Annotated in this window: 31 protein-coding genes; 6 read left to right on the top strand and 25 right to left on the bottom strand. The window is 68.7% G+C overall.

All coding sequences use genetic code 11. The features are described 5' to 3' along the window. Positions 1-3 precede the first annotated feature (3 nt). The 25 genes from LXT12_RS07985 to LXT12_RS07865 form a co-directional block, all read right to left on the bottom strand. A complete protein-coding gene (locus LXT12_RS07985; RefSeq protein ID WP_233390975.1) occupies positions 4-684 on the bottom strand; it encodes a DUF799 domain-containing protein in 681 nt (226 codons plus the stop codon). Positions 685-699: 15 nt separating this feature from the next. Next, on the bottom strand, positions 700-1,101 hold the full coding sequence (locus LXT12_RS07980; protein WP_233390974.1) for a DUF4810 domain-containing protein: 402 nt from the start codon (positions 1,099-1,101) through the stop codon (positions 700-702). A 10-nt stretch (positions 1,102-1,111) separates the two neighbouring features. Continuing rightward, on the bottom strand, positions 1,112-1,798 hold the full coding sequence (locus LXT12_RS07975) for a CsgG/HfaB family protein (protein WP_233390973.1): 687 nt from the start codon (positions 1,796-1,798) through the stop codon (positions 1,112-1,114). A gap of 164 nt (positions 1,799-1,962) precedes the next feature. Beyond that, entirely contained in the window at positions 1,963-2,379 is a 417-nt protein-coding gene (locus LXT12_RS07970) for a F0F1 ATP synthase subunit epsilon (protein ID WP_233390972.1), read from the bottom strand. Positions 2,380-2,511: 132 nt separating this feature from the next. Beyond that, positions 2,512-3,924, bottom strand: coding sequence for a F0F1 ATP synthase subunit beta (gene atpD / locus LXT12_RS07965; protein WP_233390971.1), 1,413 nt, complete (start codon positions 3,922-3,924; stop codon positions 2,512-2,514). A 43-nt stretch (positions 3,925-3,967) separates the two neighbouring features. Further along, a complete protein-coding gene (gene atpG / locus LXT12_RS07960; protein WP_233390970.1) occupies positions 3,968-4,852 on the bottom strand; it encodes a F0F1 ATP synthase subunit gamma in 885 nt (294 codons plus the stop codon). Between the two features lie 56 nt (positions 4,853-4,908). Continuing rightward, positions 4,909-6,462 (bottom strand): F0F1 ATP synthase subunit alpha, encoded by a 1,554-nt coding sequence (gene atpA / locus LXT12_RS07955; RefSeq protein WP_233390969.1) that lies wholly within the window; start codon positions 6,460-6,462, stop codon positions 4,909-4,911. An 88-nt stretch (positions 6,463-6,550) separates the two neighbouring features. After that, the gene (locus LXT12_RS07950; protein WP_233390968.1) at positions 6,551-7,084 is read right to left on the bottom strand and encodes a F0F1 ATP synthase subunit delta; all 534 of its coding nucleotides are present in this window, start codon (positions 7,082-7,084) and stop codon (positions 6,551-6,553) included. Further along, positions 7,085-7,555: a F0F1 ATP synthase subunit B gene (locus LXT12_RS07945; RefSeq protein ID WP_233390967.1), complete on the bottom strand. Its 471-nt coding sequence runs from the start codon at positions 7,553-7,555 to the stop codon at positions 7,085-7,087. A 72-nt stretch (positions 7,556-7,627) separates the two neighbouring features. After that, positions 7,628-7,894 carry a F0F1 ATP synthase subunit C gene (atpE, locus tag LXT12_RS07940; protein ID WP_056873235.1) on the bottom strand — a complete coding sequence of 89 codons (267 nt, stop codon included), beginning with the start codon at positions 7,892-7,894 and terminating at the stop codon, positions 7,628-7,630. A gap of 70 nt (positions 7,895-7,964) precedes the next feature. Then, entirely contained in the window at positions 7,965-8,819 is an 855-nt protein-coding gene (gene atpB, locus LXT12_RS07935; protein WP_233390965.1) for a F0F1 ATP synthase subunit A, read from the bottom strand. A gap of 16 nt (positions 8,820-8,835) precedes the next feature. Then, a complete protein-coding gene (locus LXT12_RS07930) occupies positions 8,836-9,327 on the bottom strand; it encodes an ATP synthase subunit I (RefSeq protein WP_233390964.1) in 492 nt (163 codons plus the stop codon). Between the two features lie 149 nt (positions 9,328-9,476). Further along, positions 9,477-10,367, bottom strand: a complete 891-nt coding sequence (locus LXT12_RS07925) for an SMP-30/gluconolactonase/LRE family protein (RefSeq protein WP_233390963.1) — start codon at positions 10,365-10,367, stop codon at positions 9,477-9,479. A gap of 17 nt (positions 10,368-10,384) precedes the next feature. Continuing rightward, complete coding sequence (locus LXT12_RS07920) at positions 10,385-10,900, bottom strand: GNAT family N-acetyltransferase (RefSeq protein WP_233390962.1); 516 nt, start codon at positions 10,898-10,900, stop codon at positions 10,385-10,387. A 123-nt stretch (positions 10,901-11,023) separates the two neighbouring features. Next, entirely contained in the window at positions 11,024-11,743 is a 720-nt protein-coding gene (locus LXT12_RS07915) for an alanyl-tRNA editing protein (RefSeq protein WP_233390960.1), read from the bottom strand. Beyond that, positions 11,743-12,582 carry a PhzF family phenazine biosynthesis protein gene (locus LXT12_RS07910; RefSeq protein WP_233390959.1) on the bottom strand — a complete coding sequence of 280 codons (840 nt, stop codon included), beginning with the start codon at positions 12,580-12,582 and terminating at the stop codon, positions 11,743-11,745. The genes LXT12_RS07915 and LXT12_RS07910 overlap by 1 nt, the downstream gene beginning before the upstream one ends. Next, positions 12,575-13,021, bottom strand: coding sequence for a GNAT family N-acetyltransferase (locus tag LXT12_RS07905; RefSeq protein ID WP_233390958.1), 447 nt, complete (start codon positions 13,019-13,021; stop codon positions 12,575-12,577). Before LXT12_RS07905 ends, LXT12_RS07910 begins: the two co-directional genes overlap by 8 nt. 2 nt (positions 13,022-13,023) lie before the next feature. Next, positions 13,024-13,746 (bottom strand): ABC transporter ATP-binding protein, encoded by a 723-nt coding sequence (locus LXT12_RS07900; RefSeq protein WP_233390957.1) that lies wholly within the window; start codon positions 13,744-13,746, stop codon positions 13,024-13,026. A gap of 10 nt (positions 13,747-13,756) precedes the next feature. After that, positions 13,757-15,670: a branched-chain amino acid ABC transporter ATP-binding protein/permease gene (locus LXT12_RS07895; protein WP_233390956.1), complete on the bottom strand. Its 1,914-nt coding sequence runs from the start codon at positions 15,668-15,670 to the stop codon at positions 13,757-13,759. 13 nt (positions 15,671-15,683) lie between these two features. Continuing rightward, positions 15,684-16,559, bottom strand: a complete 876-nt coding sequence (locus LXT12_RS07890) for a branched-chain amino acid ABC transporter permease (protein ID WP_233390955.1) — start codon at positions 16,557-16,559, stop codon at positions 15,684-15,686. Between the two features lie 145 nt (positions 16,560-16,704). After that, positions 16,705-17,934 (bottom strand): ABC transporter substrate-binding protein, encoded by a 1,230-nt coding sequence (locus LXT12_RS07885; RefSeq protein WP_233390954.1) that lies wholly within the window; start codon positions 17,932-17,934, stop codon positions 16,705-16,707. A gap of 144 nt (positions 17,935-18,078) precedes the next feature. Further along, the gene (locus LXT12_RS07880) at positions 18,079-19,287 is read right to left on the bottom strand and encodes an aminotransferase-like domain-containing protein (protein WP_233390953.1); all 1,209 of its coding nucleotides are present in this window, start codon (positions 19,285-19,287) and stop codon (positions 18,079-18,081) included. 28 nt (positions 19,288-19,315) lie between these two features. Continuing rightward, positions 19,316-20,011 carry an aspartate/glutamate racemase family protein gene (locus LXT12_RS07875; protein ID WP_233390952.1) on the bottom strand — a complete coding sequence of 232 codons (696 nt, stop codon included), beginning with the start codon at positions 20,009-20,011 and terminating at the stop codon, positions 19,316-19,318. Then, the gene (locus LXT12_RS07870) at positions 20,008-20,313 is read right to left on the bottom strand and encodes a DUF2917 domain-containing protein (RefSeq protein WP_233390951.1); all 306 of its coding nucleotides are present in this window, start codon (positions 20,311-20,313) and stop codon (positions 20,008-20,010) included. Before LXT12_RS07870 ends, LXT12_RS07875 begins: the two co-directional genes overlap by 4 nt. A gap of 11 nt (positions 20,314-20,324) precedes the next feature. Then, positions 20,325-21,251, bottom strand: coding sequence for a DMT family transporter (locus tag LXT12_RS07865; protein ID WP_233390950.1), 927 nt, complete (start codon positions 21,249-21,251; stop codon positions 20,325-20,327). A 73-nt stretch (positions 21,252-21,324) separates the two neighbouring features. On the opposite strand from LXT12_RS07865, the gene LXT12_RS07860 reads away from it, so the two are divergent. The 6 genes from LXT12_RS07860 to LXT12_RS07835 all read left to right on the top strand — a co-directional run bounded on the left by LXT12_RS07860 (position 21,325) and on the right by LXT12_RS07835 (position 25,414). Further along, positions 21,325-22,767, top strand: coding sequence for an aminotransferase-like domain-containing protein (locus LXT12_RS07860; protein WP_233390948.1), 1,443 nt, complete (start codon positions 21,325-21,327; stop codon positions 22,765-22,767). Between the two features lie 89 nt (positions 22,768-22,856). Next, a complete protein-coding gene (locus tag LXT12_RS07855) occupies positions 22,857-23,555 on the top strand; it encodes a PEP-CTERM sorting domain-containing protein (RefSeq protein ID WP_233390947.1) in 699 nt (232 codons plus the stop codon). Further along, positions 23,548-23,841 carry a DUF6916 family protein gene (locus tag LXT12_RS07850; protein ID WP_233390946.1) on the top strand — a complete coding sequence of 98 codons (294 nt, stop codon included), beginning with the start codon at positions 23,548-23,550 and terminating at the stop codon, positions 23,839-23,841. Before LXT12_RS07855 ends, LXT12_RS07850 begins: the two co-directional genes overlap by 8 nt. A 9-nt stretch (positions 23,842-23,850) precedes the next feature. Then, positions 23,851-24,360, top strand: a complete 510-nt coding sequence (locus LXT12_RS07845) for a phage tail protein (protein ID WP_233390945.1) — start codon at positions 23,851-23,853, stop codon at positions 24,358-24,360. A gap of 12 nt (positions 24,361-24,372) precedes the next feature. Next, a complete protein-coding gene (locus LXT12_RS07840) occupies positions 24,373-24,888 on the top strand; it encodes a phage tail protein (protein WP_233390944.1) in 516 nt (171 codons plus the stop codon). Between the two features lie 10 nt (positions 24,889-24,898). Continuing rightward, a complete protein-coding gene (locus LXT12_RS07835; RefSeq protein WP_233390943.1) occupies positions 24,899-25,414 on the top strand; it encodes a phage tail protein in 516 nt (171 codons plus the stop codon). Positions 25,415-25,422 lie beyond the last annotated feature (8 nt).

Genomic DNA, 25,422 nt, shown 5'->3' with positions numbered 1-25,422 from the left:
GGTTCAAGGCTTGCCGTAGTTCGGGGAACGCGGACCATACAACAACCCGTTAGGCCGACCCGCTGCGAGAAGGCGTTGGCTCGCAAGGCCGGCCATCGGGTGGCTTCGATCGGTGGACGCCGAGATGATCTGATCGACGACAGCCTTGACCAGCAGTCCGATCAGGCCACCCTGGCTGTTGTTGCTTTGCTCCGCGCTCGACGCGCTGGCCGTGCCCTCCCAAAGCAGCCGCCCATTGCGCAGGTCGACGAGTTTGGCTTCCAGGGTCACCGCGGTTTCGCTGTTGACCACCTTGTAGACCGAGCCGTAACGCGTGACCTTGACGTACAGGCCGGCGTCGGCGCCGAAGATCTCCCGCAGCTTCGCCGGTGCAATCTGCTGGGCTTCATCCGGCGTGTGCATGCCGTTGCTCTTGAGCGTTTCATCGACCAGCGAAACGGGCAGCACGTAATAACCTGACTCGGCCAGCGGCTGCGTCATCTGGGCCATGACACTCGGCGTCGCCTGTACTTCCGGCGTGGCATTGAGAGGAGGCAGCACCAGGATGGAAGCTGGTTTGGCTTCCTTGTAGGCCGTGTAGTCATAGGGCTTGGGCGGCGTGGCACAACCCTGCAGCACCAGCAGGGAGGTAGCAACCGCCACGGTCAAGATGCAGCGCCAAGCGCGCTGGAACCGAATGTCCATATTTCTTTCTCTCCCTCAAATCTTGGCCTGGCTGGCCGCAGCGGCAGGCGCGCTGATGGCACTCTTGGAGCCATCCTTCTTGACGTTCTTGAGCAGGAAGTCGATGTAGGCAGCCGACTCCGGAAACTGAGCCCGTTCTGCTTCGAGATGGCGCTGTGCCGCCACGTCATCGCCCACCTTGGAATAGAGCAGAGCCAGGTGCGCGCGCATGCCTGGCGGGGTGGCCTCGCCGGCAGCCTTGTTCTTTTCGATCTGGGCCTCAAGCGCCGCGATCTGGGCGCCGGGCTCACTGCCGTCGGACTTGAGGTATTGGTAGACGGAGTTCTGGTAGCCCGCCCATTGGTACAGGGGCTTGGGTCCCGGCTGCGCACATCCAGCCAGTGCGAGCGCTGCGAGAAGCGTGAGCGTTGTCTTCATGCGGCCCTCCTCAGCGCACAGGCTTCCAGGCGCCGCTGTCGATTCCCGCGGTCAGCGCATTGACGGCTTCGCGGATGGCCAGGTCGAGCACCTTGCCATTGAGCGTGGCGTCGTAGCTGGCGGTGCTGCCAAAACCCAGCACCTCGCGCTCGGACAGGCTGTATTCACCCGCGCCTTGCACCGAATAGACAACTTCGGAGGTCGCCGCGTTGACGATATTCAAGGTCACCTTGGCATAGGCCACCTGCGACTTCCCGCGCCCCAGCAACCCGAACAGCTGCTTGTCGCCGACGTCCTTGCGGCCGAATTCGCTGACCGCACCCGTCACAAGGTAGTCGGCCCCTTTGATCGCCTGAGCACCGCCCTTGAACTGGGCCTCCTGTTTGGACTCCTCGAGATTGTCGCGGTCCAGAACGCTGAAGCGATTCGTCTGCTGGAGGTGGGAGACGAGGATGGTTTTGCTTTGCGCGCCCAGGCGGTCAACACCGTCGGAGAAGATGCCTCGCTGGTAATTGCTTCGGTTGTCGAACTTGCCGACGGCAATGGGCGCCTTGGCGCCCTGGTACGCCGGAGCCGAGGCCGCTGCGACTTTCGGCACTTCCAACGAGCGCGACTGTTCGGTCGTTGCACAACCAGCAAGCGCCGCCGCAACCGCCACGACGACCAGGCTGCTAACGAAAATCTTCAATCGGTTCATGGTTTCCTCCCTAGGTTGAAGTTGTAAAACGCCAGTGTAGCGATGCCAGCGATGCTCACGCCGCTGAACACACGCCCGATGGCGGGCACATCGAAGACAGATCCAAAAAAAACGACGGGACAAAGCCCGTCGTCTTATTGGAAGGCGCCCACTGGCGCGTCCGATCACTTCCTGCGGAACTTGCGCAACGCCGCGATCTGTGCCGCCATGGCGGCGAACTCGCTCTGCGCCTTGGCGAAGTCGATGTCGCTCTTGGCGTTCTTCATGGCCTCTTCGGCCAGCTTCTTGGCCTCGGCGGCCTTGGCCTCGTCGAGGTCCTTGCCGCGGATGGCGGTGTCGGCCAGCACGGTGACGCGGTGCGGTTGCACCTCGAGGATGCCGCCGGCGACGAAGACGAATTCTTCCTCGCCGCTGTCGGCGCGCTGGATGCGCACCGCGCCGGGCTTGATGCGCGTAATCAGCGGCGTGTGCTGCGGCAGGATGCCGAGTTCGCCGCCCTCGCCCGGCAGGGCGACGAACTTGGCCTCGCCGGAGAAGATCTGCTCTTCGGCGGAGACCACGTCGACGTGGAGGGTTGCCATGTTCAATCTTCCTTAGCGAATGTTGAAGAAGGTTCAGTAAGCGAGCAGTCGGGCGTCAGGCAAGGCGCCGCGCGGAGCTGGACTCGCGTCCAGCGAGCACGGCAACGCCGCATGGCGCCCGAATGCGAAGTCTTACTGGATCTTCTTCGCTTTCTCGAAGGCTTCGTCGATGGTGCCAACCATGTAGAAGGCCTGCTCCGGCAGGTGGTCGCACTCGCCGTTGACGATCATCTTGAAGCCGCGGATGGTTTCCTTCAGCGGCACGTATTTGCCCGGGGTGCCCGTGAACACCTCGGCGACGTGGAAGGGCTGCGACAGGAAGCGCTGGATCTTGCGGGCGCGTGCCACGGCCAGCTTGTCTTCCGGCGACAGTTCGTCCATGCCCAGGATGGCGATGATGTCGCGCAGTTCCTTGTAGCGCTGCAGCACGGCCTGCACCGAGCGGGTCGTCGTGTAGTGCTCTTCGCCGACGACGTTGGGGTCGATCTGGCGGCTGGTCGAGTCCAGCGGGTCCACGGCAGGGTAGATGCCCAGCGCGGCGATGTCACGCGACAGCACGACGGTGGCGTCCAGGTGGGCGAAGGTCGTGGCAGGCGACGGGTCGGTCAGGTCGTCCGCCGGCACGTACACGGCCTGGATGGACGTGATCGAGCCGACCTTGGTCGACGTGATGCGCTCCTGCAGGCGACCCATTTCCTCGGCCAGCGTCGGCTGGTAGCCCACGGCGGAAGGCATGCGGCCCAGCAGTGCGGACACTTCGGTACCGGCCAGGGTGTAGCGGTAGATGTTGTCCACGAAGAACAGCACGTCACGGCCTTCGTCGCGGAAGGACTCGGCGATGGTCAGGCCGGTCAGGGCCACGCGCAGACGGTTGCCCGGGGGCTCGTTCATCTGGCCGTAGACCATGGCGACCTTGGACTCGGCCAGGTTCTCCTGCACGACGACGCCGGAGTCGGACATCTCGTGATAGAAGTCGTTGCCCTCACGGGTGCGCTCACCCACGCCGGCGAACACGGACAGACCGCTGTGCGCCTTGGCGATGTTGTTGATGAGCTCCATCATGTTCACGGTCTTGCCGACGCCGGCGCCACCGAACAGGCCCACCTTGCCGCCCTTGGCGAACGGGCAGATCAGGTCGATCACCTTGATGCCGGTTTCCAGCAGGTCCTGCGACGGGCTCAGCTCGTCGTAGGCCGGAGCCGTGCGGTGGATGGAGGCGGTCAGCTCGGAAGAGACCGGGCCGCGCTCGTCGATGGGGTTGCCCAGCACGTCCATGATGCGGCCGAGGGTGGCCTTGCCGACCGGCACCTTGATGGTGTCGCCGGTGTTGTAGACCTGGGTGCCGCGGCGCAGGCCGTCGGACGAACCCAGAGCAATGGTGCGGACCACGCCGTCGCCCAGCTGCTGCTGGACTTCCAGCGTCAGGGCCGAGCCTTCCATCTTCAGGGCGTCATAGACCTTGGGCATCTGGTCGCGGGGGAACTCCACGTCCACGACGGCGCCGATGCACTGAACGATCTTGCCTTGGGCTTGAGTGTTAGCCATTTGTGCGTTCCTTCAATTCAATTCTTTGCGTGCTGAAACCTGATCAACCCACAGCGGCGGCGCCGCCGACGATCTCGGAGAGTTCCTTCGTGATCGCGGCCTGGCGGGTCTTGTTGTAGACCAGCTTGAGTTCGTTGATGAGGTTGCCGGCGTTGTCGGTCGCGGCCTTCATGGCCACCATGCGGGCGGACTGCTCGCTGGCCATGTTCTCGGCGACGGCCTGGTAGACCAGCGCTTCCGAGTAGCGCACCAGCAGCTCGTCGATGACGGTGGCAGCGTCGGGCTCGTAGATGTAGTCCCACGAGTGGGCCGGCTTGGCCTCGGCCGTGGCGGTCGCCAGCTCGCTGGCCTTCAGCGGCAGCAGCTGGTGCACCTTGACCTCCTGCTTCATCGTGTTGATGAACTGCGTGTAGCAGAGGTACACGGCGGAGAGCTTGCCCTCGGCGTAGGCGTCGAGCAGCACCTTGACGGGACCGATCAGCGTCTCGATGTGGGGCTGGTCGCCCAACTGCGTGGCGTGAGCGACGACCTTGGCGCCGATGCGGTTCATGAAGCCGAAGCCCTTGCCGCCGATGGCGACGACCTCGGCCGTCTGGCCGGCGGCGTCCACTTCCTTCAGCTTGGCCGTGGCCGCGCGCAGCAGGTTGGTGTTGAGGCCACCGCACAGGCCCTTGTCCGTCGTGACGACGACCATGCCGACCGCCTTCGCGCCCTCGTTCTTCACGAGGAAGGGATGGCGGTACTCCGGGTTGGCCTTGGCCAGCTCGGCGGCGATGTTGCCGATCTTCTCGGCGTAGGGGCGGGCCGCCCGCATCCGCTCCTGCGCCTTGCGCATCTTGGACGCGGCGACCATCTCCATCGCCTTGGTGATCTTCTTGGTGTTCTCGACCGACTTGATCTTGCCGCGGATTTCTTTGCTTGAAGCCATTCGAACTCCTGGTCAGTGCGGGGCTGGTGGTGAGACGAGCCCCGCGGTCCTTGGCTTTAGGCGAACGACTTCTTGAAGGAAGTGATCGCGGCGTTGAGTTCGGCCTCGGCGTCCTTGTCCATCGCCTTGTCGTTCTCGAGCTTGGCGAGCAGCGCAGCGTGGCTGGTCTTCAGGTACTGGTGCAGACCGTGTTCGAAGGCCAGGACCTTCTTCACCTCGATGCTGTCCATGAAGCCCTTGTTGGCGGCATACAGCGAAGCGGCCATCAGCGAGATGGGCAGCGGCGAGTACTGGGCCTGCTTGAGCAGTTCGGTCACGCGGGCACCGCGGTCGAGCTGCTTGCGGGTGGCTTCGTCCAGGTCGGAGGCGAACTGCGCGAACGCGGCCAGCTCACGGTACTGGGCCAGGTCGGTACGGATACCGCCGGACAGCGACTTGATCAGCTTGGTCTGGGCGGCACCACCGACGCGCGACACCGAGATACCGGCGTTGATGGCGGGGCGGATGCCGGCGTTGAACAGGTTGGTTTCCAGGAAGATCTGGCCGTCGGTGATCGAGATCACGTTGGTCGGCACGAAGGCGGACACGTCACCGGCTTGCGTTTCGATGATCGGCAGAGCCGTCAGCGAACCGGTCTTGCCCTTGACCTCGCCCTTGGTGAAGGCTTCGACGTAGTCGGCGTTCACGCGGGCGGCACGCTCGAGCAGGCGGCTGTGGAGATAGAACACGTCGCCGGGGAAGGCTTCGCGGCCCGGCGGGCGGCGCAGCAGCAGCGAGACCTGGCGGTAGGCGACGGCCTGCTTGGACAGGTCGTCGTAGACGATCAGGGCGTCCTGGCCGCGGTCGCGGAAGTACTCGCCCATCGTGCAGCCGGAGTAGGCCGACACGTACTGCATGGCGGCGGATTCCGAAGCGGAAGCCGCGACGACGATCGTGTACTCCATCGCGCCGGCTTGCTCGAGAGCGCGCACGACGTTCTTGATGGACGACGCCTTCTGGCCGATGGCGACGTACACGCAGGTCATGTTCTGACCCTTCTGGTTGATGATCGCGTCGATGGCCACGGCGGTCTTGCCGGTCTGACGGTCACCGATGATCAGCTCGCGCTGGCCGCGGCCGACGGGCACCATGGAGTCGATGGACTTCAGGCCGGTCTGCACAGGCTGGTCGACCGACTTGCGGGCGATCACGCCCGGGGCGACCTTCTCGATGACGTCGGTCATCTTGGCGTTGATCGGGCCCTTGCCGTCAATCGGCTCGCCCAACGCGTTCACGACGCGGCCGATCAGTTCGGGGCCGACTGGCACTTCCAGGATGCGGCCCGTGCACTTGACGGTGTCGCCTTCGGAGATGTGCTCGTAGGCACCCAGAATCACGGCGCCGACGGAGTCGCGCTCGAGGTTCAGGGCCAGGCCGAAAGTCTGGCTGCCATCGGCAGCGACAGGGAATTCGAGCATTTCGCCCTGCATCACGTCGGACAGGCCGTGGACGCGGACGATGCCGTCGGAAACGGACACGACGGTGCCCTGGTTGCGGATGTCCGTGCTGGCACCAAGGCCCTCGATGCGGCTCTTGATCAGTTCGGAAATTTCAGCGGGATTCAGTTGCATGCTGGGTCTCCAGTCCCTTGCTGGCCGAACGTCGCCTCTGGGAGGACGAGGGCGGGGGCAGACACGGGGGATGAATCGATAAGGTGTGTCAGGCAGTCAGTGCGACTTTCATGCGCTCCAGGCGGGCCTTGACGGAGGTGTCGAGCACCTCGTCGCCGACGACGACGCGCACGCCGCCGATCAGGCCAGGCTCGAGGTGCACACGGGCATCGAGCTTGCGGCCGAAGCGCTTCTCCAGCGAGGCCTTGAGGTCGGCGAGCTGGGCGTCGCTGATCTCGAAGGCGCTGTAGATCTGCGCATCGGACACGCCGGAGGCCGCATTGGCCAGCGCGTGGTACTGGGCGACGATCTCGGGCAGGGCGGCCAGGCGGCCGTTCTCGACGACGGTGCGCAGGAAGTTCTGCACGCCGGCGGCGAGGTCCTGCCGGGCAGCTGCGGTCATGACCGCGACGACCTGCTGAGGATCAGCCTTGGGATGATCGGCGAACTGGCGCAGATCGGCGTCCTGCGCCACCTGGGCCAGCGCGTCGAGCTGACGGCCCCAGGCAGCGGCGTCTTGCGACCGGGCGACCTGGAACAGGGCTTCCGCATAGGGGCGGGCGATGGTGGCGATCTCGGCCATTTACAGCTCCGTCTTCAGGCGGGCCAGCAGCTCGGCGTGGACGCCGGCGTTGACTTCCTTGTGCAGGATCTGCTCGGCGCCCTTGACGGCCAGCGCGGCGACCTGCTCGCGCAGGACTTCACGGGCGCGGGAGACCTGCTGCTCGGCATCGGCCTTGGCGGCGGCCAGGATCTTGGCGCCTTCGTCTTCGGCGCGCTTCTTGGCTTCCTCGACGATGGCGGCGGCGCGCTTCTCGGCGTCCGAGATCAGCTTGCCGGATTCGGCCTTGGTCGCGGCCAGTTCCTTGGCGATCTGGGCCTCGGCGCCGGCCAGCTCGGCCTTGGCCTTGTCGGCGGCGGACAGGCCGGCGGCAATCTTCGCGGCGCGCTCGTCAAGCGCCTTGACGATCGGCGGCCACACATACTTCATCGTGAACCCGACCAGGATCAGGAACACGATCATCTGAACGATGAGCGACGCGTTAATAAACACCTTGGTGCCTCACAAAGTTTCGAGTGCTTGAAGCCGCCCCCAGGAGTCCGAGGGCGGGGCGGCAACGTCGAATTACTTGGCGGCGATTTGCGCCAGCTGGCCCAGGAAGGGGTTGGCGGTGGCGAACCACAGGGCGATACCGGTGCCGATGATGAAGGCCGCGTCGATCAGGCCGGCCAGCAGGAACATCTTGGTCTGCAGTTCGTTCATCAGCTCGGGCTGACGAGCGGCGGACTCAAGGTACTTGCTGCCCATGATGCCGATACCGATACAGGCGCCGAAAGCACCCAGACCAATGATCAGACCAGCGGCGAGAGCAACAAAGCTAATGACTTCCACGATGACTCCTTAGAGGGATTTAGAGAGGGAAAGGGTTGGAAAAGGAACTGCTGGGGTGGGTGCGCCGCTTTTAGTGCGCGTCGTGGGCCTGACCGATGTAGACCAGCGTCAACATCATGAAGACGAAGGCCTGCAGCGTGATGATCAGGATGTGGAAGATGGCCCACACCGAACCCGCGATGATGTGGCCGATCGCCAGGCCGATGCCGGTCGCCGAGAGGCTCCAGGCACCGCCCATCAGGGCGATCAGCATGAAGATCAGTTCGCCGGCATACATGTTGCCGAACAGCCGCATGCCGTGCGAGACGGTCTTGGCGACGAACTCGATGAGCTGCATGGCCAGATTGACCGGATACAGGTAGACCTTGTCGCCGAAGGGCGCGGCCACCAGCTCATGGGCCCAGCCGCCGGCGCCCTTCATCTTGACGTTGTAGATCAGGCAGGTGATCAGCACGCCGATCGACAGGCCCATGGTCATGGACAGGTCGGCGGTCGGCACGACGCGCAGCTTGGCGTGGTGGTCGCCCGTGATGTTCTGCCAGATCCAGGGCAGCAGGTCCACGGGCAGCAGGTCCATCGCGTTCATCAGGAAGATCCAGGTGAACACGGTCAGGGCCAGCGGGGCGACGAGCTTGCGGCTCTCGGCGTTGTGCACGATGCCCTTGGCCTGGTCGGCGACGACCTCGACGAGGATCTCGACGGCGGCCTGGAAGCGGCCCGGCACGCCGGACGTGGCCGCCTTGGCGGCGCGCCACAGGAAGAAGCAGCCGAGCACGCCCAGCAGGATGCTGAAAAACAGCGAGTCCATGTTGACGACGGAGAAATCGGCGATGCCCTTCTGCGTGCCGTTCTGCAGGTGCTGCAGGTGGTGAATGATGTATTCACCGGCGCTCGGGGCGGCTGTTTCGTGGCCTTCTGCTGCCATGTTTCGTTCTGCCTCGTCAGTACTGTTTGCGGCCGCGCCACGCGAGCGCCAGCCAGTTCACCTTGATGCACACCGCGAGGGTGACCAGCAGGGCTGGCCAGCTCAGGCCCGGCACCACTTTGGGGGCCAGCACCAGCATCGCGACGGACGCACCGATTTTCAAAAATTCCCAACCCATGAACCCAGCAGCCGCGCCGACTGCAGAATTCACGCGCTTCGTCATGCCTCGCGCCAGCAGCATGTTGGGCAGCACCACCGCCGCGACGCCGTACAACGCCGAAGCCATGGCCACGCCGGATGCCGTCCACAGCCGGATCACGGCCGCGCACAACAGCCCTGCCACCAGCTGCATCCCCAGCACACGCCAGGGCGACAGCATCGGCAACGCGGACTTCAGTGCCGCCGCCTCTTCCGGGCTCAGGGCCTTGACGGGCGGCTCCTCGTTGTCGTCGTCCCAGCCCCCTGCCGAGGCGGGAGGCCAGGTCTTGCGGGGGCCGGTTTCGGTCATGGCGCCAGATCCTGGGGTGGGCGGCTCGACCCCTTCAAACTACCCGGGGCCGGTTGCACCAGGATGACGCACGGGCGCCATCCACAAAGCCCCTCATTATATGTGACGAGTTACACCGGGGTAAATGCGCGACCCGGATCGGTCGGGATTCAGGCCTGTGTCAGCGTGGTCGGGACGCCAGGGACATCGACCCGCAGCTGCAGCACTGCGCCGGCCAGCGGCTGGCGCGCGAGTTCCTCGGCCGGACGCTTGTCGCGCGCCGTCGTGACGAACAGGGTGCGCAGGTCGGCACCGCCGAAAGCCGGCATGGTCGGGCAGGCCGCCGGCAGCTCGACGCGCCGCAGCACCTCGCCCGACGGCGACAGCCGCAGCAGGCAACCGCCCTCGAACATCGCCACCCAGTAGCAGCCCTCGGCGTCCATGGCGGCCCCGTCAGGGCGCCCGCCGTAGGCCTGGCCGGCCGTGCGCGGCGCGAACTCGGCGAAGACGCGCGGCGAGGCCAGTTGCCCGGTCGCGGCGTCGAAGTCGGCCACGTAGATGCGGTGGGCCTTGGTGTCGGACCAGTGCATGCGCCGCCCGTCGGGGCTCCAGGCCAGGCCGTTGGCCGTGGTCAGCCCCGGTACCTCGGCGGTGAAGCCGCCGTCGCCGAAGCGGTAGAGGGCCGCCTCCGGCTCGCGCGCGTCGGAGATGCCGCCGACCCAGAAGCGGCCGGCGGGGTCGACCTTGCCGTCGTTGAATCGCAGGCGGGCCGGGTCGTAGGGCGGCGGGCTGACGAGGCGCTGGGCGCCGCTGGAGGTGTCCAGCGCCCACAGGCCGTCGCGGCGCGCGACGAGCAGGCCGCCCGCCTCCCGCGCGGCGATGCAGCCGGGCTCGGCGTCCTGCGGCCAGGCCTCGGGCGTGTCGGCACCGGCCCGCCAGCGCAACACCTGGCGCCCGGGAATGTCGACCGCGTACAGGGCCTGTTCGATGGGATGCCAGAGCGGCGACTCGCCGAGCAGGCAGCGATGGGAACCGAGGGGCTGGAGGTCGTCTTGGGCCATCCCGCCACTCTAGGCCGTTATCCGAAGTAACTGGGCCGGAAGGCCCCCAGCTCGGCCTTCAAGTAGTGCGCGCCCGGGATGGGATTGAAGTAGAACGGCGGCACCTCGACGAAGCCCAGGCTCTCGTAGAGCCCGCGCGCCGCCTCCATGTCGTCCAGCGTGTCGAGCAGCATGGACGAATAGCCGGCCTCCGTCGCGCGGTCCATCAGCGCCTGCGCCAGCACGCGGCCCAGGCCGAAGCGTCGGAAGGCCGGGCGCACGAACAGGCGCTTCATCTCGCAGGCGTTGGGGTAGTCGGCATCGGGCAGGGGCCGGAAGGCGCCGCTGCCGGCGATGGCGCCGTCCACGGTGGCCAGCAGCATGAGGCCGCCGGGAGGCGCATAGGCGCCGGGCAGGCAGGCCAGTTCGTCCTCGAACCCCTGGAAGTCGAGGTCCACGTCGAGGCTGCTGGCGTACTCGCGCAGGATGAGCCGGGTTTCCTGCCAGTCCTCGGCGGACTCGGGCGTGATGAGCTGGATGTCGGGACCGACCATAGGCGCCGCAGTGTAGCCAGCGGCGTCAGCCGGCAAATCCCAAGACCACGCGGCGCGTCTTGGCGGACTTCTTTTGGTGATCACTCACGTGCGCACAGCGCACATGAGTGCCCCCCAAAGAACTCAGCTCCGGCCTGCGGCCGACTCGGCAAAGCCGAGCACGACCCTGCGGGTCTTGGCTGACTTCTTTTCGATCTTCGTGACCACGATGAGCCCGATCTCCGCCGTGTTCGACACATGCGTGCCGCCGCAGGGCTGCAGGTCCACGCCTTCGATCTCCAGCACCCGCACCCGCCCCAGGCCGCGCGGCGGCTGCACGCTCATGGAGCGAACCAGGCCGGGGTTGGCGTCGAGTTCTTCCTCGCTGATCCAGCGGTGGCCCACCGGGTGCGCCTCGGCGACGAGGCGGGTGAGGCCGGCCTGGATGGCGTCCTTGTCGAAGGGTTGGTCGGTGTGGAAGTCCAGCCGCGCATAGGTCTCGGTGATGGAGCAGCCATCCACCGGATAGGGCAGCAAGGCGCACAGCAGGTGGGTGGCCGTGTGGAAGCGCCGGTGGGCCTGGCGGCGCGTGGCATCCACCTCCACGCGCACCGGCGTGCCGACGGCCGGAAGCTCGCCTTCGACGAGATGCACGATGCCGCCGGGCCTCTCCTTGCTCTTGCGCGTGTCGGTGATGCGCCAGCGCCGCTCGCCGGCCACCAGCCAGCCGGTGTCGCCTGCCTGGCCGCCGCCCAGCGGATAGCAGACGGTGCGGTCGAGCAGCACGCCGCCCTCCCCTTGACCGGTGACGCTGGCATCGCAGTGCAGCAGCGTCGCGTCCTCGCGGAACAGTTCCTCGGTCATCACAGCCTCACCTGCCCGTGGATCAGGGGCGTCACGTCGCCGCCGATCCAGGTGCCCTCGGCGTCGCGCACGACGTGCACGCGGCCGGCTCGGCCCAGCGCCGCGCCCTGGGCGGCGACGTAGCGGTCGCCGGCCAGCCCCTTCTCCTGCAGCCACAGCGCCAGGCCGGCATTCAGGCTGCCGGTGACGGGATCTTCCGGGATGCCCAGGTCGGGCACGAAGGCGCGCACCTCGAACTGGCACTCCGCGCCGGCCGGGTGCGGGCCGACCACGCCGAGCTTGAGGCCCTTCATCGCGATGAAGTCGGGCTGCAGGGCCAACACGCTGGCGGCGTCGGCCAGGCGCGCCACCATCCAGCCGGGGCCGTTGTCCACCCAGGCGAGGTCGAGCAGGGCCTCGGGCGCGATGCGCAGCGAGGCCACCGCCTGGGCCCGCAGCGCCGGCTCGACCGGCCCGCTGCGCTGCAGCGGCGGCGCAGCGAAGGCCAGGCGCGTGCCCTCGCGCTTGACGCGCACCAGGCCGATGGCGCATTGCTGCACCACCTCGCCCGGCTTCTTCGCGTCGCCACCGCTGGCCAGGAAGGCGTGGGCGCTGCCCAGCGTCGGGTGGCCCGCGAAGGGCAGCTCGCCGCCGGGCGTGAAGATGCGCACGCGGTAGTCGGCCGCCGGGTCGGTGGGCGGCAGCAGGAAGGTGGTCTCGGAGAGATTGGTCCAGCGGGCGAACTCGGCCATCTGCTCGTCGGCGAGGCCGGCGCCGTCGACGACGACGGCCAGGGCATTGCCCTTGAGCGGTGTGGCGGTGAAGACGTCGAGCTGGAGGAAGCGGCGAAGTTCAGGCATCTGGAGGTGGCGCGGGCTGGAGATAGATCCCCGGCCGCACGACCTCCATGCCGCGCTCGGGCGTCGCCAGCGGCTTGAAGCCGTGGCGGGCATAAAGCGGGTAGGCGTCTCGCGTGAACAGCATGAAGCGGCGCAGGCCTTGCAGGTCCGGGTGGGCGAGCAGGGATTGAACCATCCAATCGGCCAGGCCTCTTCGCCTGTGGTCTTCCAGCACGTAGACGTCGCAGAGGTAGGCGAAGGTCGTGCGGTCGGTCACCACGCGGGCGAAGCCCACCTGGCCGGCGCCCTGGGCATGCAGCGCGATGCACAGCGAGTGGGCGATGGCCCGCTCCACCATCGCCAGCGGAATGCCCTCGCACCAGTAGGCGCGGGTCAGGAAGGCATGCGCCGCGACGGCGTCGATGTCCTCGAAGCTGAGGCTGTAGGGCGGCCTTTCCACCGTCAGTGGCCGCCGCCCAGATAGGCCGCCTGCACCGCCGGGTCGTCGCGCAGCTTGTCGGCCGGGCCGTGGACGGCGATGCGGCCGTTCTCCAGCACGTAGCCGTAGTCGGCCACCTTGAGGGCCGCCGCCGCAAACTGCTCGACCAGCAGCATCGTCACGCCGCGCGCCTTCAGGCTTTCGATGATGCGGAACACCTCGTCCACGAGGATGGGCGCCAGGCCCATGGACGGCTCGTCGAGCAGCACGACCTCGGGGTTGAGCATGACGGCGCGCGCCATGGCCAGCATCTGCTGCTCGCCGCCGGACAGCGTGCCGGCCAGCTGCAGGCGGCGCTCCTTCAGGCGCGGAAAGAGTTCGAGCGCCCGCTCCAGGTCGCCGGCGATGTCGCCCTTGGGCCGCTCGCCGGTGTAGCGCGGGAAGGCGCCCAGGCGCAGGTTGTCGGTGACCGTCATGGTCGCGAAGACGCGCCGCCCTTCGGGCGAGTGCGCCAGGCCCCGCCGGGCGATGTGGTAGCTCTCCAGGCCGTCGATGCGGTGGCCGTTGAGCGCGATCTCGCCACCCGTCGGCTTGATCATGCCGCTGACGGCGCGCATGGTGGTCGTCTTGCCGGCGCCGTTGGAGCCGATGAGGGTCACGACCTGGCCCTTGGGCACTTCCAGCGAAATGCCGTGCAGGACCTGGACCTTGCCGTAGCCGGCGCTGAGGTTGTTGATGGTCAGCATCTTGTGGTCCTCAGCTCGCCTGGCCGCCCAGGTAGGCCTCGATGACCTTCTCGTTGGCCTGCACTTCGCCCGGCAGGCCCTCGGCGATCTTCTGGCCGAAGTCCAGCACCGAGACGCGGTCGCACAGGCTCATGACGACGTCCATGTGGTGTTCGATCAGGATGACGGTGACGCCGGCATCGCGGATCTTGCGGATGATCTCCAGCAGCTCCTTGATGTCCGGTGCGGTGAGGCCGGCGGCGGGCTCGTCCAGCAGCAGCAGCTGCGGGTCCAGGGCCAGCGCGCGGGCGATCTCCAGCAGGCGCTGCTTGCCGTAGGGCAGGTTGCGCGCCTCCTCGCTGGCCAGCTCGCCCAGGCCGACGAAGTCCAGCAGCGCATGGGCCCGTGCGCGCTGCTCGCGGTCCTCGCGCAGGTAGCGCGGCAAGTGCAGGGCCACGTCGACGAGGTTGCTCCTGAAGCTGTGGTGCAGGCCGACGAGGACGTTCTGCAGCGCCGTCATCTCGCCGAAGAGCTGCACGTTCTGGAAGGTGCGCGCGATGCCCGACAGCGCGATGTCGGAGGAAGTGCGGCCATTGACCGTGCGGCCGGCGAAGACCACCGTGCCCGCGGTCGGCTGGTAGATGCCGGTGAGCACGTTCATCATCGTGCTCTTGCCCGAGCCGTTGGGGCCGATCAGGCCGTGGATGGTGCCGCGCCTGACGACGAGGTCGACGTCGTTGAGCGCCTTCAGGCCGCCGAACTGCATCAGCACGTGGCTGGCCTTGAGCAGCTCGGGCTCGCCCTGGGCGCTGGCCCGGGTCAGCGCGGCGGCGGCGGCGGCCGTGGTGTCGCGCTCGGTCCTGACCTTGAGGTTGAGCGCATTGCGGACGAAGCCCACGATGCCGTCCTGCAGGTAGTAGACGACGAAGAGGGTGATGAGGCCGAAGATGGACAGCCGCCAGTCGGTCATCGTCTCCAGCTTGAAGGACAGCAGCGCCAGGCCGACGGTGCCCACCACGGGGATGGCCGCCAGCTGCCCGGTCATCTTGCCGCGCTTGAGGGCCACCGCCACCGAGATGGCCACGATGACGGCCAGCACCGCGGCGCCGATGCGGAAGACCTCCAGGTCGTCCAGCAGCTTGGGCAGCATGACGATGATGGCCGCGCCCAGCAGCGCGCCGGTGCGCGTCTTGCGCCCGCCCATGATGATGGCCAGCAGGAACATCACCGTCAGCTCGAAGTTGTAGGTGTTGGGGCTGATGTACTGCTCGGAATAGGCGTAGAGCGAGCCCGCCAGGCCGGCCAGCGCGGCCGAGATGACGAAGGCATAGACCTTGTATCGGTAGACCGACACGCCCATGCAGTCCGACGCCACCGGGCTGCCGCGCAGGGCCTCGAAGGCGCGGCCGAGCTGGCTGTGCAGCACGCGGTGCACGAAGATGAGCGACGCGACCAGGCAGGCCATGACGAGCCAGTAGTACTGCGTCTCGTCGAGCTGGTGGCCGAAGAGCGTGGGCTTGGTCAGCGTGATGCCCATGGGGCCTTCCGTCAGGAAGGTCATCTCGTTGATCAGGATCTGGATGATGGTGCCGAAGGCCAGTGTCACCATGGCGAGGTAGGGCCCCGTCACGCGCAGGGCCGGCAGGGCCAGCATCGCGCCGAAGACCGCCGTCACGGCGATGGCGGCCGGCAGCGTGAGGTAGACCGGCGCATCCAGCTTGAGGATGAGCACGCCGGCCGTGTAGGCCCCGATGCCGAAAAGACCCGCGTGGCCGAGCGACACCTGGCCGGTGTAGCCCACGACGATGTCCAGGCCGAACAGCACGATCGCGTAGATCATGATGGTCTCGACCAGGTGGATGTAGTACGGGTTGCCGGAGGCCAGCGGGAAGACGGCGACGGCCGCGATGGCCAGGATGCCGAGTGCAGTTTTCTTCAGGTTCACGTGTGGCCTTCCCTCAGACCTTCTTGATGGCGGTCTTGCCGAACAGGCCGGCCGGCTTCACGGCGAGCACGATGAGCAGCAGCACGAGGCCCGGCACGTCCTTGTAGCCGGTGGAGATGTAGAAACCCGTCGTCGTCTCGGCCACGCCGAGGATGATGCCGCCCACGATGATGCCCATGCCGCTGGTCAGGCCGCCGATGATGGCGACGGCGAAGGCCTTGAGGCCGAGCACCGCGCCCATGGTGGCGCCGGTCAGCGTCAGCGGCGCGATGAGCACGCCGGCGAACGAAGCCGTCAGCGACGACAGCGCATAGGAGAAGGTGATGACCAGGCCGGTGTTGATGCCCATCAGCTTGGCCGCGTCGCGGTCGTTGAAGGTGGCCACCACCGCCTTGCCATAGATGCTCTTGCGGTTGAAGAGCTCGACCGCCAGCATCATGCCGACGGCACCGACGATGACCAGGAGCTCCATCGGCAGCACGTTGGCGCCGAGGAACTTCATCGGCGCCTCGGGCAGGGGCGAGGGGAACCTCAGGTCGTCGCGGCCCCAGACGTTCTCGGCCACGTTCTTGAAGATGATGCCCAGCGCGATGGTGGACATGATCCAGCCGAACTCGCTCTTCATCTTGATGGCCGGCCGCACGCCAATGCGCTCGACGACGGCGCCCTGGAAGGCCCCGAAGAGGCAGACCAGCGGGATCATCAACCAGTAGTTGACGCCCCAGCCGACGAGGCTCAGCCCCACCAGCGCGCCGAGCATCAGCGCCTCGCCCTGGCCGAAGTTGAGGGTGTCGCTGGTCGCGAAGGTCAGCTGGTAGCCGAAGGCGATGACGGCGTAGATCATGCCCAGCGCGATGCCGCTGAACACGAGCTGGGTCAGGATTTGCATCTGGATTTCGTGTTGGATGAAAGAGGGCGAGGCCGCATCGCGGCCCGCCCGACCCCTCCAGCGGCCGCCGCGGATCCGGCTCTGCCGGTCCGCCAGCGGCGCCCCCTTGAGGGGGCCGGCGCAGCCGGTAGGGGGTGGGCCCTTTTTATTGCCGCTTTTTCTGCTCGATCGCGCCCTTGGCGTTGACGTCCTTGACGCGCACTTCGGAGGCCTTCTTGAAGTCCTCGGGGTAGGCGTAGACGACGCGCTGGCCCTTGACCTCGCCCATCACCGGGATGTTGGCCGTGATGGCTTCGTGGTCGGTCTTGGAGAAGGGCTTGTTGTAGGTCGTGACGACGCCTTCCACCGGCGTCTTGAGGTCTTCGAGCGCGGCCTTGACCTTGGGGCCTTCCGTCGTGCCGGCCTGCTTGATGGCGGCGGCCAGCAGGTAGACCGAGTCGTAGCCCTGCGCGGCCGATACCGGCGAGTCGATGCGCGAGTTCTTCGGGTTGAAGGTCTTGAGGTAGTTGATGATGAAGGCCTGGCGCTTGGGCGTCGTCGGCTCCTGGATGAAGGTCTGGGGCATGCGCGCGCCCTCGCCGCCCGGGCCGGCGTTGTCGATGTAGTTGGCCATGGACAGGGTCCAGGAGCCGATCATCGGCACCTTCCAGCCCAGCTTGGTCATGCCGTTGGCGATCTGGGCCAGCTCCGGGCCGATGCCGTAGGTCAGCACGGCCTCGGCGCCGGCCTCCTTGGCCTTGAGCAGCTGGGCCGTCATGTCGACGTCCTTGATGTTGAACTTCTCGACGGCGACCGGGGTGATGCCCTTGAGCTTGAGGGCCGCCTCCAGGTCGGCGCGGCCGAGCTGGCCGTAGTTGGTGCTGTCGGCCAGGATGGCGACCTTCTTGAAGCCGCGCTTGGTGATGGCCTCCTCGACGATCATCGGCGCCTGGATGGAATCGTGGGCGGCGTTGCGGAAGATGTAGTTCTCCGGCGCGTCCTTGAACTGCAGCGTCACGGCCGAGCCCGTCGCCACGTTGTTCATGACCGGGATCTTGGCCTCCTGGTAGAAGCGCTGGGAGGCCAGGGCCACGCCGGTGTTGATGTAGCCGACGGTGGCGGCCACCTTCTCCTTGTTGATCAGCTCCTGGGCGATCTGCACGCCGCGTTCGTTCTTGGCCTCGTCGTCGCGCTCGACCAGCTGGATCTGCCGGCCCAGCACGCCGCCGGCCTTGTTGATCTCGTCGGCCGCCAGCCTGACGCCGTCGCGCATGCTCACGCCCATGGACGAAGAGCCGCCGGTGAACGGCCCGGATACGCCGATCTTGATCGGCTCTGCTGCCTGTGCACCCCATGCCATCGCCGCCAGTGCCACGGCCGTCCAGATTTGCTTCATCGTTGCCTCGTCTCCGTTATGCGTCCACCCCGGCGGCTTTGCCGGGGGCCGGCGCATACGATGCCAGAGCAGCGACGAATTGGGGATGTGGAAACCCGGGGCCCCGCAGGCTCCCGGGCTTCAGCTAACTGTCAGGCTTTGCGATTAGGGCGCCGGCTCGGCCGCCGCCTCCAGCGCCTCGTGCAGCAGCCGGCCGAGCTTCTCCACCCCCTCGCCGATCAGTTCGGGCGTCAGGGTGACGAAGGACAGGCGCAGGGTGCGTGCATCGGCCTGGTGCGCGTAGAAGGCCGCGCCGGGCACGTAGGCGATGCCGGCTTCCACCGCCTGGGGCAGCAGGGCCATGGCGTCCAGCCCCTCGGGCAGGCGCACCCAGAAGAACATGCCGCCCTCGGGCGACTGCCATTCGCAGCCCGGCGGCAGGAAGTCGCGCAGCCCCGCCGCCATGGCGTCGCGGTTGGCCTTGTAGCGCTGGCGGATGGTGGGGATGTGGCCGTCCAGGAAGCCGTCGCGGATGACCTCGTGGACGACGCGCTGGTTGAAGCCCGGCGTGTGCAGGTCCGCCGCCTGCTTGGCCTGCAGCAGCTTGGGGAAGAGCTCGGGCGGCGCGATGAGGTAGCCCAGGCGAAAGCCCGGCGTCAGCACCTTGGAGAAGGAGCCGAGGTAGAGCGAGCCCTCGGGCCAGAGGCTGGACAGGGCGGCCGGCGGCGGCGCGTCGAACCAGAGGTCGCCGTAGGGGTTGTCCTCGACGATGGGCACGCCCGCACGGCGCGAGGCCTCCACCACTTCGGCGCGGCGGGCCGCGCCCATGACCCGGCCGGTGGGGTTCTGGTAGTTGGGCAGCAGGTAGCTGAAGCGCGTGCCGGGCGCATCGTGCGGCAGGGCTGCGATGGCCTCGGGCAGCGGCCCTTCGGCGTCGCTGGCCAGGCTGGCGAAGATGGGCTCGTAGGGTGTGAAGGCCTGCAGGGCGCCGAGGTAGGTCGGCGTCTCGACGGCCACCGGCGCGCCGGCATCGCACAGCACCTTGCCGACGAGATCCAGCCCCTGCTGGGAGCCGCTGGTGATCAGCACCTGATCGGGCCTGACCGCCATGCCCAGCGTCGCCACCCGCGCCGCCACCCACTCGCGCAGCGGGCCGAAGCCCTCGCTGGCGGCGTACTGCAGGGCCTCGCGCGGCGCTTGGGTCAGCACGCGGTCGCAGGCCGCCTTCAGCGCCTCCACGGGGAAGGTGTCGGCGCTCGGCAGGCCACCGGCCATGGACAGGATGCCTGGCTTCTCGGTGACCTTGAGGATCTCGCGAATGATGGAAGGATTCATCCGCGCGGCGCGGCGGGCCTGGGTCCAGACAGTGGTCATGATGGAGTTACGTGCGATTTCAAAGGGGTCAGCCTAGCATCCAGTCGACCGCGGCGCGGGCGTGGATTTCCGTGGAATCGAAAAGCGGCAGCGCCGCGGGGGAATCGGCCGGCAGCAGCAGCCCGAGCTCTGTGCAGCCGAGCACGACGGCCTGGGCGCCCCGGTCGGCCAGCGCCGCCACCTGGCCGCGCAGCCGTTCGCGCGACGCCGGCTCGAAGCGCCCGCGGCACAGCTCCTCGTAGATCAGCCGGTGCACCTCGGCCCGGCCGGCCTCGTCTGGCACGATGAGCTCGATGCCGAAGCGCTCGCGCATCCGTTCCCGGTAGAAGCCGGGCTCCATCGTGAAGCGTGTGGCCAGCAGGCCGGCCCGCCTCACCCCCGCAGCGCGCAGGGCCTCGGCGGTGGCGTCGACGATGTGCAGCACCGGCAGCCCGGCGGCGCGCTCGACCTCCGCGGCGACGCGGTGCATGGTGTTGGTCGCGATCAGCAGCGCCTCGGCGCCGGCCCGGCGCAGCCCCGCGGCGGCTTCGCCCAGCAGGCGCGCCGCCTCGACCCAGTCGCCCGCGGCCTGCAGCGCCGCGACGGGCGCGAAGTCGACGCTGTGCAGCACCAGCCGGGCGCTGTGCAGGCCGCCCAGCCGGGCCGCGACGCCGCGGTTGAGCAGGGCGTAGAGATGCTGGGTGGACTCCCAGCTCATGCCGCCGAGGACGCCCAGCGTCTTCATGCCTGGGCCACCGGCGCCCAGGTCGCCGCCAGCCGCCAGCCGCGCGCCGGCCGCGGCTCCACGCGCCGCGCAGGCAGGGGCTGCAGCAGCTGGAACTCGGCCCACGGCCAGGCCTCGACGACGGCCTCCTGCCCGGCGGCGAGGGTCAGGCCCTGGCCGGCGAGCAGCCAATGGTCGTCGACCTGGCCCGACACCGTCAGCCACAGCCGGCCACGGGTCACCACGAGGCGGCGCGGGCCGCGGCCGGCGGCCAGCGTCAGCACCTGCCCCGGCGCCAGCCGGGTCGTGAAATGGTCGTTCATGGCGTCTCCTTTCAATTCACCGGTTGCCGCTTGCCCAGCCACACCACCGCGATGACGGCGGCCGCGAAGGCGACGGTGGTCAGGTCCAGCCGCTCACCCAGCAGCGGCACGGCGGCCAGCATGGACAGGAAGGGCTGCAGCACCTGCACCTGGCTCACCCGCAGCGTGCCGCCCAGGGCCAGGCCGCGATACCAGGCGAAGAAGCCGATCCACATCGAGAACAGCGAGACGTAGGCGAAGCCCGCCCAGGCCGACGCCGCCACCGGCGCGGGCGGGCGCGTCCACAGCGCCAGCGGCAGCGTCGCCGGCAGGCTCAGCACCAGCACCCAGCAGATCACCTGCTCCGCCGTCAGCGCCCGGGACAGCCGGGCCCCGCTCACATAACCGGCCGAAGCGCAGACCACGGCGCCCAGCAGCAGGCCGTCCGCCAGCTCCAGGCCCCCGGCCCCGCGCCAGGCCGCAAAGCCCACCACCAGGCCCAGGCCGGCCAGCGCACAGGCCCAGAAGCCCAGGCTGGGCCTCTGGCGCAGGGCCAGCGCGCCGATGACGGCCGTGGCCAGCGGCAGCACGCCCGAGACGACGGCGGCATGCACGGCGTCCACGCGCCGCACCGCCAGCCCCGACAGCAGCGGCCAGCCGAAGACGACGCCGCCGGCCGTCAGTGCCAGCAGCCCCCACTCGTGGCCGCGCGGGCGGCGCGCTCCGGTCGCCCAGAGGTAGGCCATCGACAGCAGCCCCGCCACGGCGGCGCGCCCGAAGGCGACGAAGGCGGGCGGCAGCTGTGGCGCCTCCACGCTGCCGCCGGCCAGCCGCGTCATCGGCAGGCTGAGGGCGAACATCGCCACGCCGGCCACGCCCAGCAGCAGGCCGCGCGTCGCGTCGGAGGCCGAGGTCGTCGACAGCGCGACGGTGGAGGAGCGAGAGGAAGTCCCTGACATGGGATCAGTCTAGGCACAGTGACCGATACAGAACCAGTACAGTTCGCAGACCACGCCACGAATCTGTATTGCCATGCCCACCGGTACACACCCGCCGCTGCTGCGCGGCGCCAGCCAGCCGCTGGCCGGCCAGTTGGCCGAGCGCTACGCCCACCGCATCCGCGAGCGGCTGCTGCTGCCGGGCACGCGGCTGCCCTCGGTGCGCGACTGCGCCCGCCAGCATGGCGTCAGTCCCCACACCGTCGTCGCCGCCTACGACCAGTTGCAGGCGGCCGGCCTGCTGGAGGCGCGCCGCCAGCGGGGCTTCTTCGTGCGCGATACCGGCCCGGCCAGCGCGGCCCGGGCCGCCCGCGCACCGGCCGCGGCGGCCCCGCGCCAGGCGCCGATGGACGCGACCGCCCTCATCCGCGGCATGTTCGAGGCCGACGCCGCCCGCTCGCCCGGCCTGGGCACCCTGCCGGCCGACTGGCTGGACCCGACGTTGCTGCAGTCCGCCCTGCGCCGCCTGCACCACTCCGACGCGGCCGGCGTGCAGGTCAGCTACGGCGACCCGAGCGGCGACACCCGCCTGCGAGCCGCCCTGTCGCAGCGCCTGGCCGACCTGGGCATCCACGCCGGCCCGGCGCAGATCCTCACCACCAACGGCGCCACGCATGCGCTCGACCTCATCATCCGCACCCAACTGCAGGCCGGCGACGCCGTTCTCGTGGACGACCCGGGCTGGGCCATCATGTTCGCGCGCCTGACCCAGGCCGGCATCCGGCTGCTGCCGGTGCCGCGCGGCGCCCAGGGGCCGGACCTGGACGTGCTCGCCGCCCTGGCCGCCCAGCATGCGCCGCGGGCCTATCTCACCGTCTCCGTGCTGCACAACCCGACGGGCCACAGCCTCAACCTTGCCGGCGCCCACCGCCTGTTGCGCCTGGCGGACGAGCACGACTTCTTCATCGTCGAGGACGACAGCTACGGCTTCCTCGCCCCCGAGCACCTGCCGCGCCTGGCGGCCCTGGACGGGCTGCGCCGGGTCACCTACGTCTCGGGCTTTTCCAAGGTGCTGACGCCGGCCTGGCGGGTGGGCTATCTCGCCGCCGCGCCCGAGCGCCTTCGTGCGTTGACCGACACCAAGCTGCTCGACGGCCTGACCAGCTCGCCCGTGCTGGAGCGCGCCGTGGCCCTGTGCCTGGAGCAGGGCCGGCTGCGTCGCCATGCCCAGCGCCTGCGCGAGCGGCTGGCCACGGCCCGCCAGCGCATCTCGGCCCTCGCGGCCCGGCAGGGCTTTGCCTGGGCCTCGCCGCCGGACGGCCTGTTCGGCTGGCTCGACGTCGGCGTGGACACCGAACGCCTGGCCCAGCCCCTGCTCGATGCCGGCTGGCTGATCGCGCCCGGCGCCCTTTTCAGCGCCACGCGCCGGCCCGGTTCCTTGATGCGCATCAACATGGCGACCTCGCTGGACCCGGCCTTCTGGCGCGCCTTGCGCGCAGGCGTGGACGACATCCGCAGTCCGATGACGACTCCCTAGCTTTTCCCCCCTCATTCGCGGGGCGCGGCACTGGCGCTGGCCGATGGCGGCGAGTCAACTCGGGGCAGCTTCACGCCAGGGAGGGTCTCATGCGACTCGCTGCTTCCCCCGTCCGCCGCCTGCTCGCCGCCATGGCGGGCACGCTGCTCCTGCTGTCCGCGCCATCGGCCCGGGCCGGCTTCCAGAGCGACGTCACCGTGCGATTGATCGCGCCGGGCGGCATCCAGGGCAATTCCACGCCCGTCAACGAGCAGCAGGTGGTCGCCGTCGCCGACCTGGCCACCGGCCTGCAGGCTGGCGCCAGCGGCGGCGCCATCACCAACACCTGGATGCTGGCCAACGAGGAAGTCACCTTCGTCGGCAACGCCATCCACGTGCGCAGCTATGCCGGCTACGACGACGCCACCGGCATCTACACCGGCTACCTCGGCAGCGGCGGCGCCCACGCCCGCTACGAGTTCGACGGCCTGAGCATCGCCGGCCAGACCATCGTCGGCTTCAGCGTCTACGCCTTCGACGGCTACCTCACCAGCGGCATCAGCGGCCTGGCGAGCCCGGCTGCGGCCAGCCTCGTGCACCTCATCGATGCCGACACGGTCAGCCTGGACCTGGACAGCATCCTCTTCGCCGACCGCGGCACGGGCACGAGCAATGCGCATGCGGACTTCCGCATCGACCTCATCACCCGCGACAACGGCAACAACGGCGGCACCCTGCCCGAGCCGGCCACGCTGGCCCTGCTCGCCATCGCAGCCCTGGGCGCCGGCGCGGCGCGGCGCCGTGGCTGACGCCGCCTTCACGCTGGCGCGCTTCGAGCCGCTGGTGGGCAGCCGCTTCCTGCTTCGCCTGGACGACGCCGGCGGACTGCCTGCGCGGCTGGTGCAGGCGCGTGCCGGGCACGGCGGCGCCGCGGACCGGCCGCCCTTCAGCCTGACCTTCGAGGCCCCGGCCGAGCCGGCGCTGCCCCAGCGCATCTACCGGCTCGAGCACCCGCAGCTCGATGCGGTGGATCTCTTCCTCGTGCCCGTGGCGCGCACCGCCACCGGCCTGCACTACGAAGCCGTGTTCGGCTAGGAGACGCCCATGTCTGAGCCCTTCCTCGGTGAACTCAAGCTGGCCGCCTTCGGCTTCGCCCCGCGGGGCTGGGCCTTCTGCAACGGCCAGCTGCTGCCCATCGCCCAGAACCAGGCCCTGTTCTCGCTGCTGGGCACCAACTACGGCGGCGACGGCCGGTTGACCTTCGGCCTGCCCGACCTGCGCGGGCGAACGCCCATGCACGCCGACAGCGCCATCAGCCTCGGCGAGAGGGCCGGCCATGAAACCGTGACCCTCGGCGTGGCGGAATTGCCGCCGCACACCCACACGCTCAACGGCACCAGCGACCTTGCCAACGCCGCCCCACCGGGCGGCGCCCTGCCCGCGGCCAAGCCGCGCGGCGGCCTCACCCGCTATGCGCCGCCAGGCAGCAACACCGTCATGTTCCCGGGCTCGGTGGCCATGGCCGGTGGCAGCCAGTCGCACGACAACATGCAGCCCTTCCTGGTGATGACCTGGCTGATCGCGCTGCAGGGCATCTTCCCGAGCCGCAACTGAGAGGAGCGTGCGATGTCCAATCCCTTCGTTGGCGAGGTCCGTCTCTTCGGCGGCAATTTCGCCCCCAACGGCTGGGCCTTCTGCCAGGGCCAGCTGATGGCCATTGCCGAGAACGAGGTGCTGTTCCAGCTGATCGGCACCATCTACGGCGGCGACGGCCAGCAGACCTTCGCCCTGCCCGACCTGCGCGGCCGCGTGCCAGTACACCAGGGCCAGGGCCCGGGCCTGAGCATGCGCCCCATCGGCCAGACGGGCGGCAGCGAGACCGTCACCCTCACCCACGGCCAGATGCCGGCCCACAGCCACGCGCTGCGCGCCAGCACGGCCGCGGCCAGCGCCTCGGGCCCGGCCGGCGCCCTGCTGGCGGCCACCAGCGTGAACAGCTACGACAACAGCGCGGCGGGCATAGGGATGGCCGCAGGCGGCATCTCCGCCGCCGGTGCCTCGCAGCCGCACGACAACATGGCCCCCACGCTGGCGCTGAACTACATCATTTCCCTGTACGGCATCTTCCCGTCGCCATCCTGAGGAGCACGCCATGGACCCCTTCATCGCCGAGATCCGCGTCCTGCCCTTCAACTTCGCGCCCACCGGCTGGGCCACCTGCGATGGCCAGCTGATCCCCATCAGCCAGAACACCGCCCTGTTCTCGCTGCTGGGCACCACCTACGGCGGGGATGGCCGCGCCACCTTCGCCCTGCCCAACCTCGGCGGTCGCATGGCCATGGGCTTCGGCCAGGGCCCCGGGCTGAGCCCGCGGGTGCTGGGCGAGTCCGCCGGCCAGGCTTGGGTGGCCTTGACCGCCAACCAGATGCCGGTCCATGTCCACGGCCTGACGGGCGGCAGTGCCGGCCTGACCGCCAGCCCCGCCAACGCCGCGATGGCACCGCCCGCTAACGGTGCCGCCGCCTACCGCATGCCCGGCCCCCTCGCGCCCATGGCGGCCGAAAGCCTTGGCCAGACCGGCGGCGGCACGCCGCACGAGAACCGCCAGCCCGTCCAGGGCCTGAACTTCTGCATCGCGCTGCAGGGCATCTTCCCGGCGCGCGGCTGAGGGTGCCG

This window comes from Pelomonas caseinilytica, assembly GCF_021353235.1.
In the GTDB taxonomy this organism is placed as follows: Bacteria; Pseudomonadota; Gammaproteobacteria; order Burkholderiales; family Burkholderiaceae_C; genus Pelomonas; species Pelomonas caseinilytica.
Note: the sequence above shows the minus strand (reverse complement) of the source record. Positions and strands in the feature narration are given on the sequence as shown.

What these genes read in the sequence shown, in the direction of transcription:
- LXT12_RS07985 (WP_233390975.1), bottom strand. Translation starts at nt 684, where the DNA reads ATGGACATTCGGTTCCAGCGCGCTTGGCGCTGCATCTTGACCGTGGCG.
- LXT12_RS07980 (WP_233390974.1), bottom strand. Translation starts at nt 1,101, where the DNA reads ATGAAGACAACGCTCACGCTTCTCGCAGCGCTCGCACTGGCTGGATGT.
- LXT12_RS07975 (WP_233390973.1), bottom strand. Translation starts at nt 1,798, where the DNA reads ATGAACCGATTGAAGATTTTCGTTAGCAGCCTGGTCGTCGTGGCGGTT.
- LXT12_RS07970 (WP_233390972.1), bottom strand. Translation starts at nt 2,379, where the DNA reads ATGGCAACCCTCCACGTCGACGTGGTCTCCGCCGAAGAGCAGATCTTC.
- atpD (WP_233390971.1), bottom strand. Translation starts at nt 3,924, where the DNA reads ATGGCTAACACTCAAGCCCAAGGCAAGATCGTTCAGTGCATCGGCGCC.
- atpG (WP_233390970.1), bottom strand. Translation starts at nt 4,852, where the DNA reads ATGGCTTCAAGCAAAGAAATCCGCGGCAAGATCAAGTCGGTCGAGAAC.
- atpA (WP_233390969.1), bottom strand. Translation starts at nt 6,462, where the DNA reads ATGCAACTGAATCCCGCTGAAATTTCCGAACTGATCAAGAGCCGCATC.
- LXT12_RS07950 (WP_233390968.1), bottom strand. Translation starts at nt 7,084, where the DNA reads ATGGCCGAGATCGCCACCATCGCCCGCCCCTATGCGGAAGCCCTGTTC.
- atpB (WP_233390965.1), bottom strand. Translation starts at nt 8,819, where the DNA reads ATGGCAGCAGAAGGCCACGAAACAGCCGCCCCGAGCGCCGGTGAATAC.
- LXT12_RS07930 (WP_233390964.1), bottom strand. Translation starts at nt 9,327, where the DNA reads ATGACCGAAACCGGCCCCCGCAAGACCTGGCCTCCCGCCTCGGCAGGG.
- LXT12_RS07925 (WP_233390963.1), bottom strand. Translation starts at nt 10,367, where the DNA reads ATGGCCCAAGACGACCTCCAGCCCCTCGGTTCCCATCGCTGCCTGCTC.
- LXT12_RS07920 (WP_233390962.1), bottom strand. Translation starts at nt 10,900, where the DNA reads ATGGTCGGTCCCGACATCCAGCTCATCACGCCCGAGTCCGCCGAGGAC.
- LXT12_RS07915 (WP_233390960.1), bottom strand. Translation starts at nt 11,743, where the DNA reads ATGACCGAGGAACTGTTCCGCGAGGACGCGACGCTGCTGCACTGCGAT.
- LXT12_RS07910 (WP_233390959.1), bottom strand. Translation starts at nt 12,582, where the DNA reads ATGCCTGAACTTCGCCGCTTCCTCCAGCTCGACGTCTTCACCGCCACA.
- LXT12_RS07900 (WP_233390957.1), bottom strand. Translation starts at nt 13,746, where the DNA reads ATGCTGACCATCAACAACCTCAGCGCCGGCTACGGCAAGGTCCAGGTC.
- LXT12_RS07890 (WP_233390955.1), bottom strand. Translation starts at nt 16,559, where the DNA reads ATGCAAATCCTGACCCAGCTCGTGTTCAGCGGCATCGCGCTGGGCATG.
- LXT12_RS07885 (WP_233390954.1), bottom strand. Translation starts at nt 17,934, where the DNA reads ATGAAGCAAATCTGGACGGCCGTGGCACTGGCGGCGATGGCATGGGGT.
- LXT12_RS07880 (WP_233390953.1), bottom strand. Translation starts at nt 19,287, where the DNA reads ATGACCACTGTCTGGACCCAGGCCCGCCGCGCCGCGCGGATGAATCCT.
- LXT12_RS07875 (WP_233390952.1), bottom strand. Translation starts at nt 20,011, where the DNA reads ATGAAGACGCTGGGCGTCCTCGGCGGCATGAGCTGGGAGTCCACCCAG.
- LXT12_RS07870 (WP_233390951.1), bottom strand. Translation starts at nt 20,313, where the DNA reads ATGAACGACCATTTCACGACCCGGCTGGCGCCGGGGCAGGTGCTGACG.
- LXT12_RS07865 (WP_233390950.1), bottom strand. Translation starts at nt 21,251, where the DNA reads ATGTCAGGGACTTCCTCTCGCTCCTCCACCGTCGCGCTGTCGACGACC.
- LXT12_RS07860 (WP_233390948.1), top strand. Translation starts at nt 21,325, where the DNA reads ATGCCCACCGGTACACACCCGCCGCTGCTGCGCGGCGCCAGCCAGCCG.
- LXT12_RS07855 (WP_233390947.1), top strand. Translation starts at nt 22,857, where the DNA reads ATGCGACTCGCTGCTTCCCCCGTCCGCCGCCTGCTCGCCGCCATGGCG.
- LXT12_RS07845 (WP_233390945.1), top strand. Translation starts at nt 23,851, where the DNA reads ATGTCTGAGCCCTTCCTCGGTGAACTCAAGCTGGCCGCCTTCGGCTTC.
- LXT12_RS07840 (WP_233390944.1), top strand. Translation starts at nt 24,373, where the DNA reads ATGTCCAATCCCTTCGTTGGCGAGGTCCGTCTCTTCGGCGGCAATTTC.
- LXT12_RS07835 (WP_233390943.1), top strand. Translation starts at nt 24,899, where the DNA reads ATGGACCCCTTCATCGCCGAGATCCGCGTCCTGCCCTTCAACTTCGCG.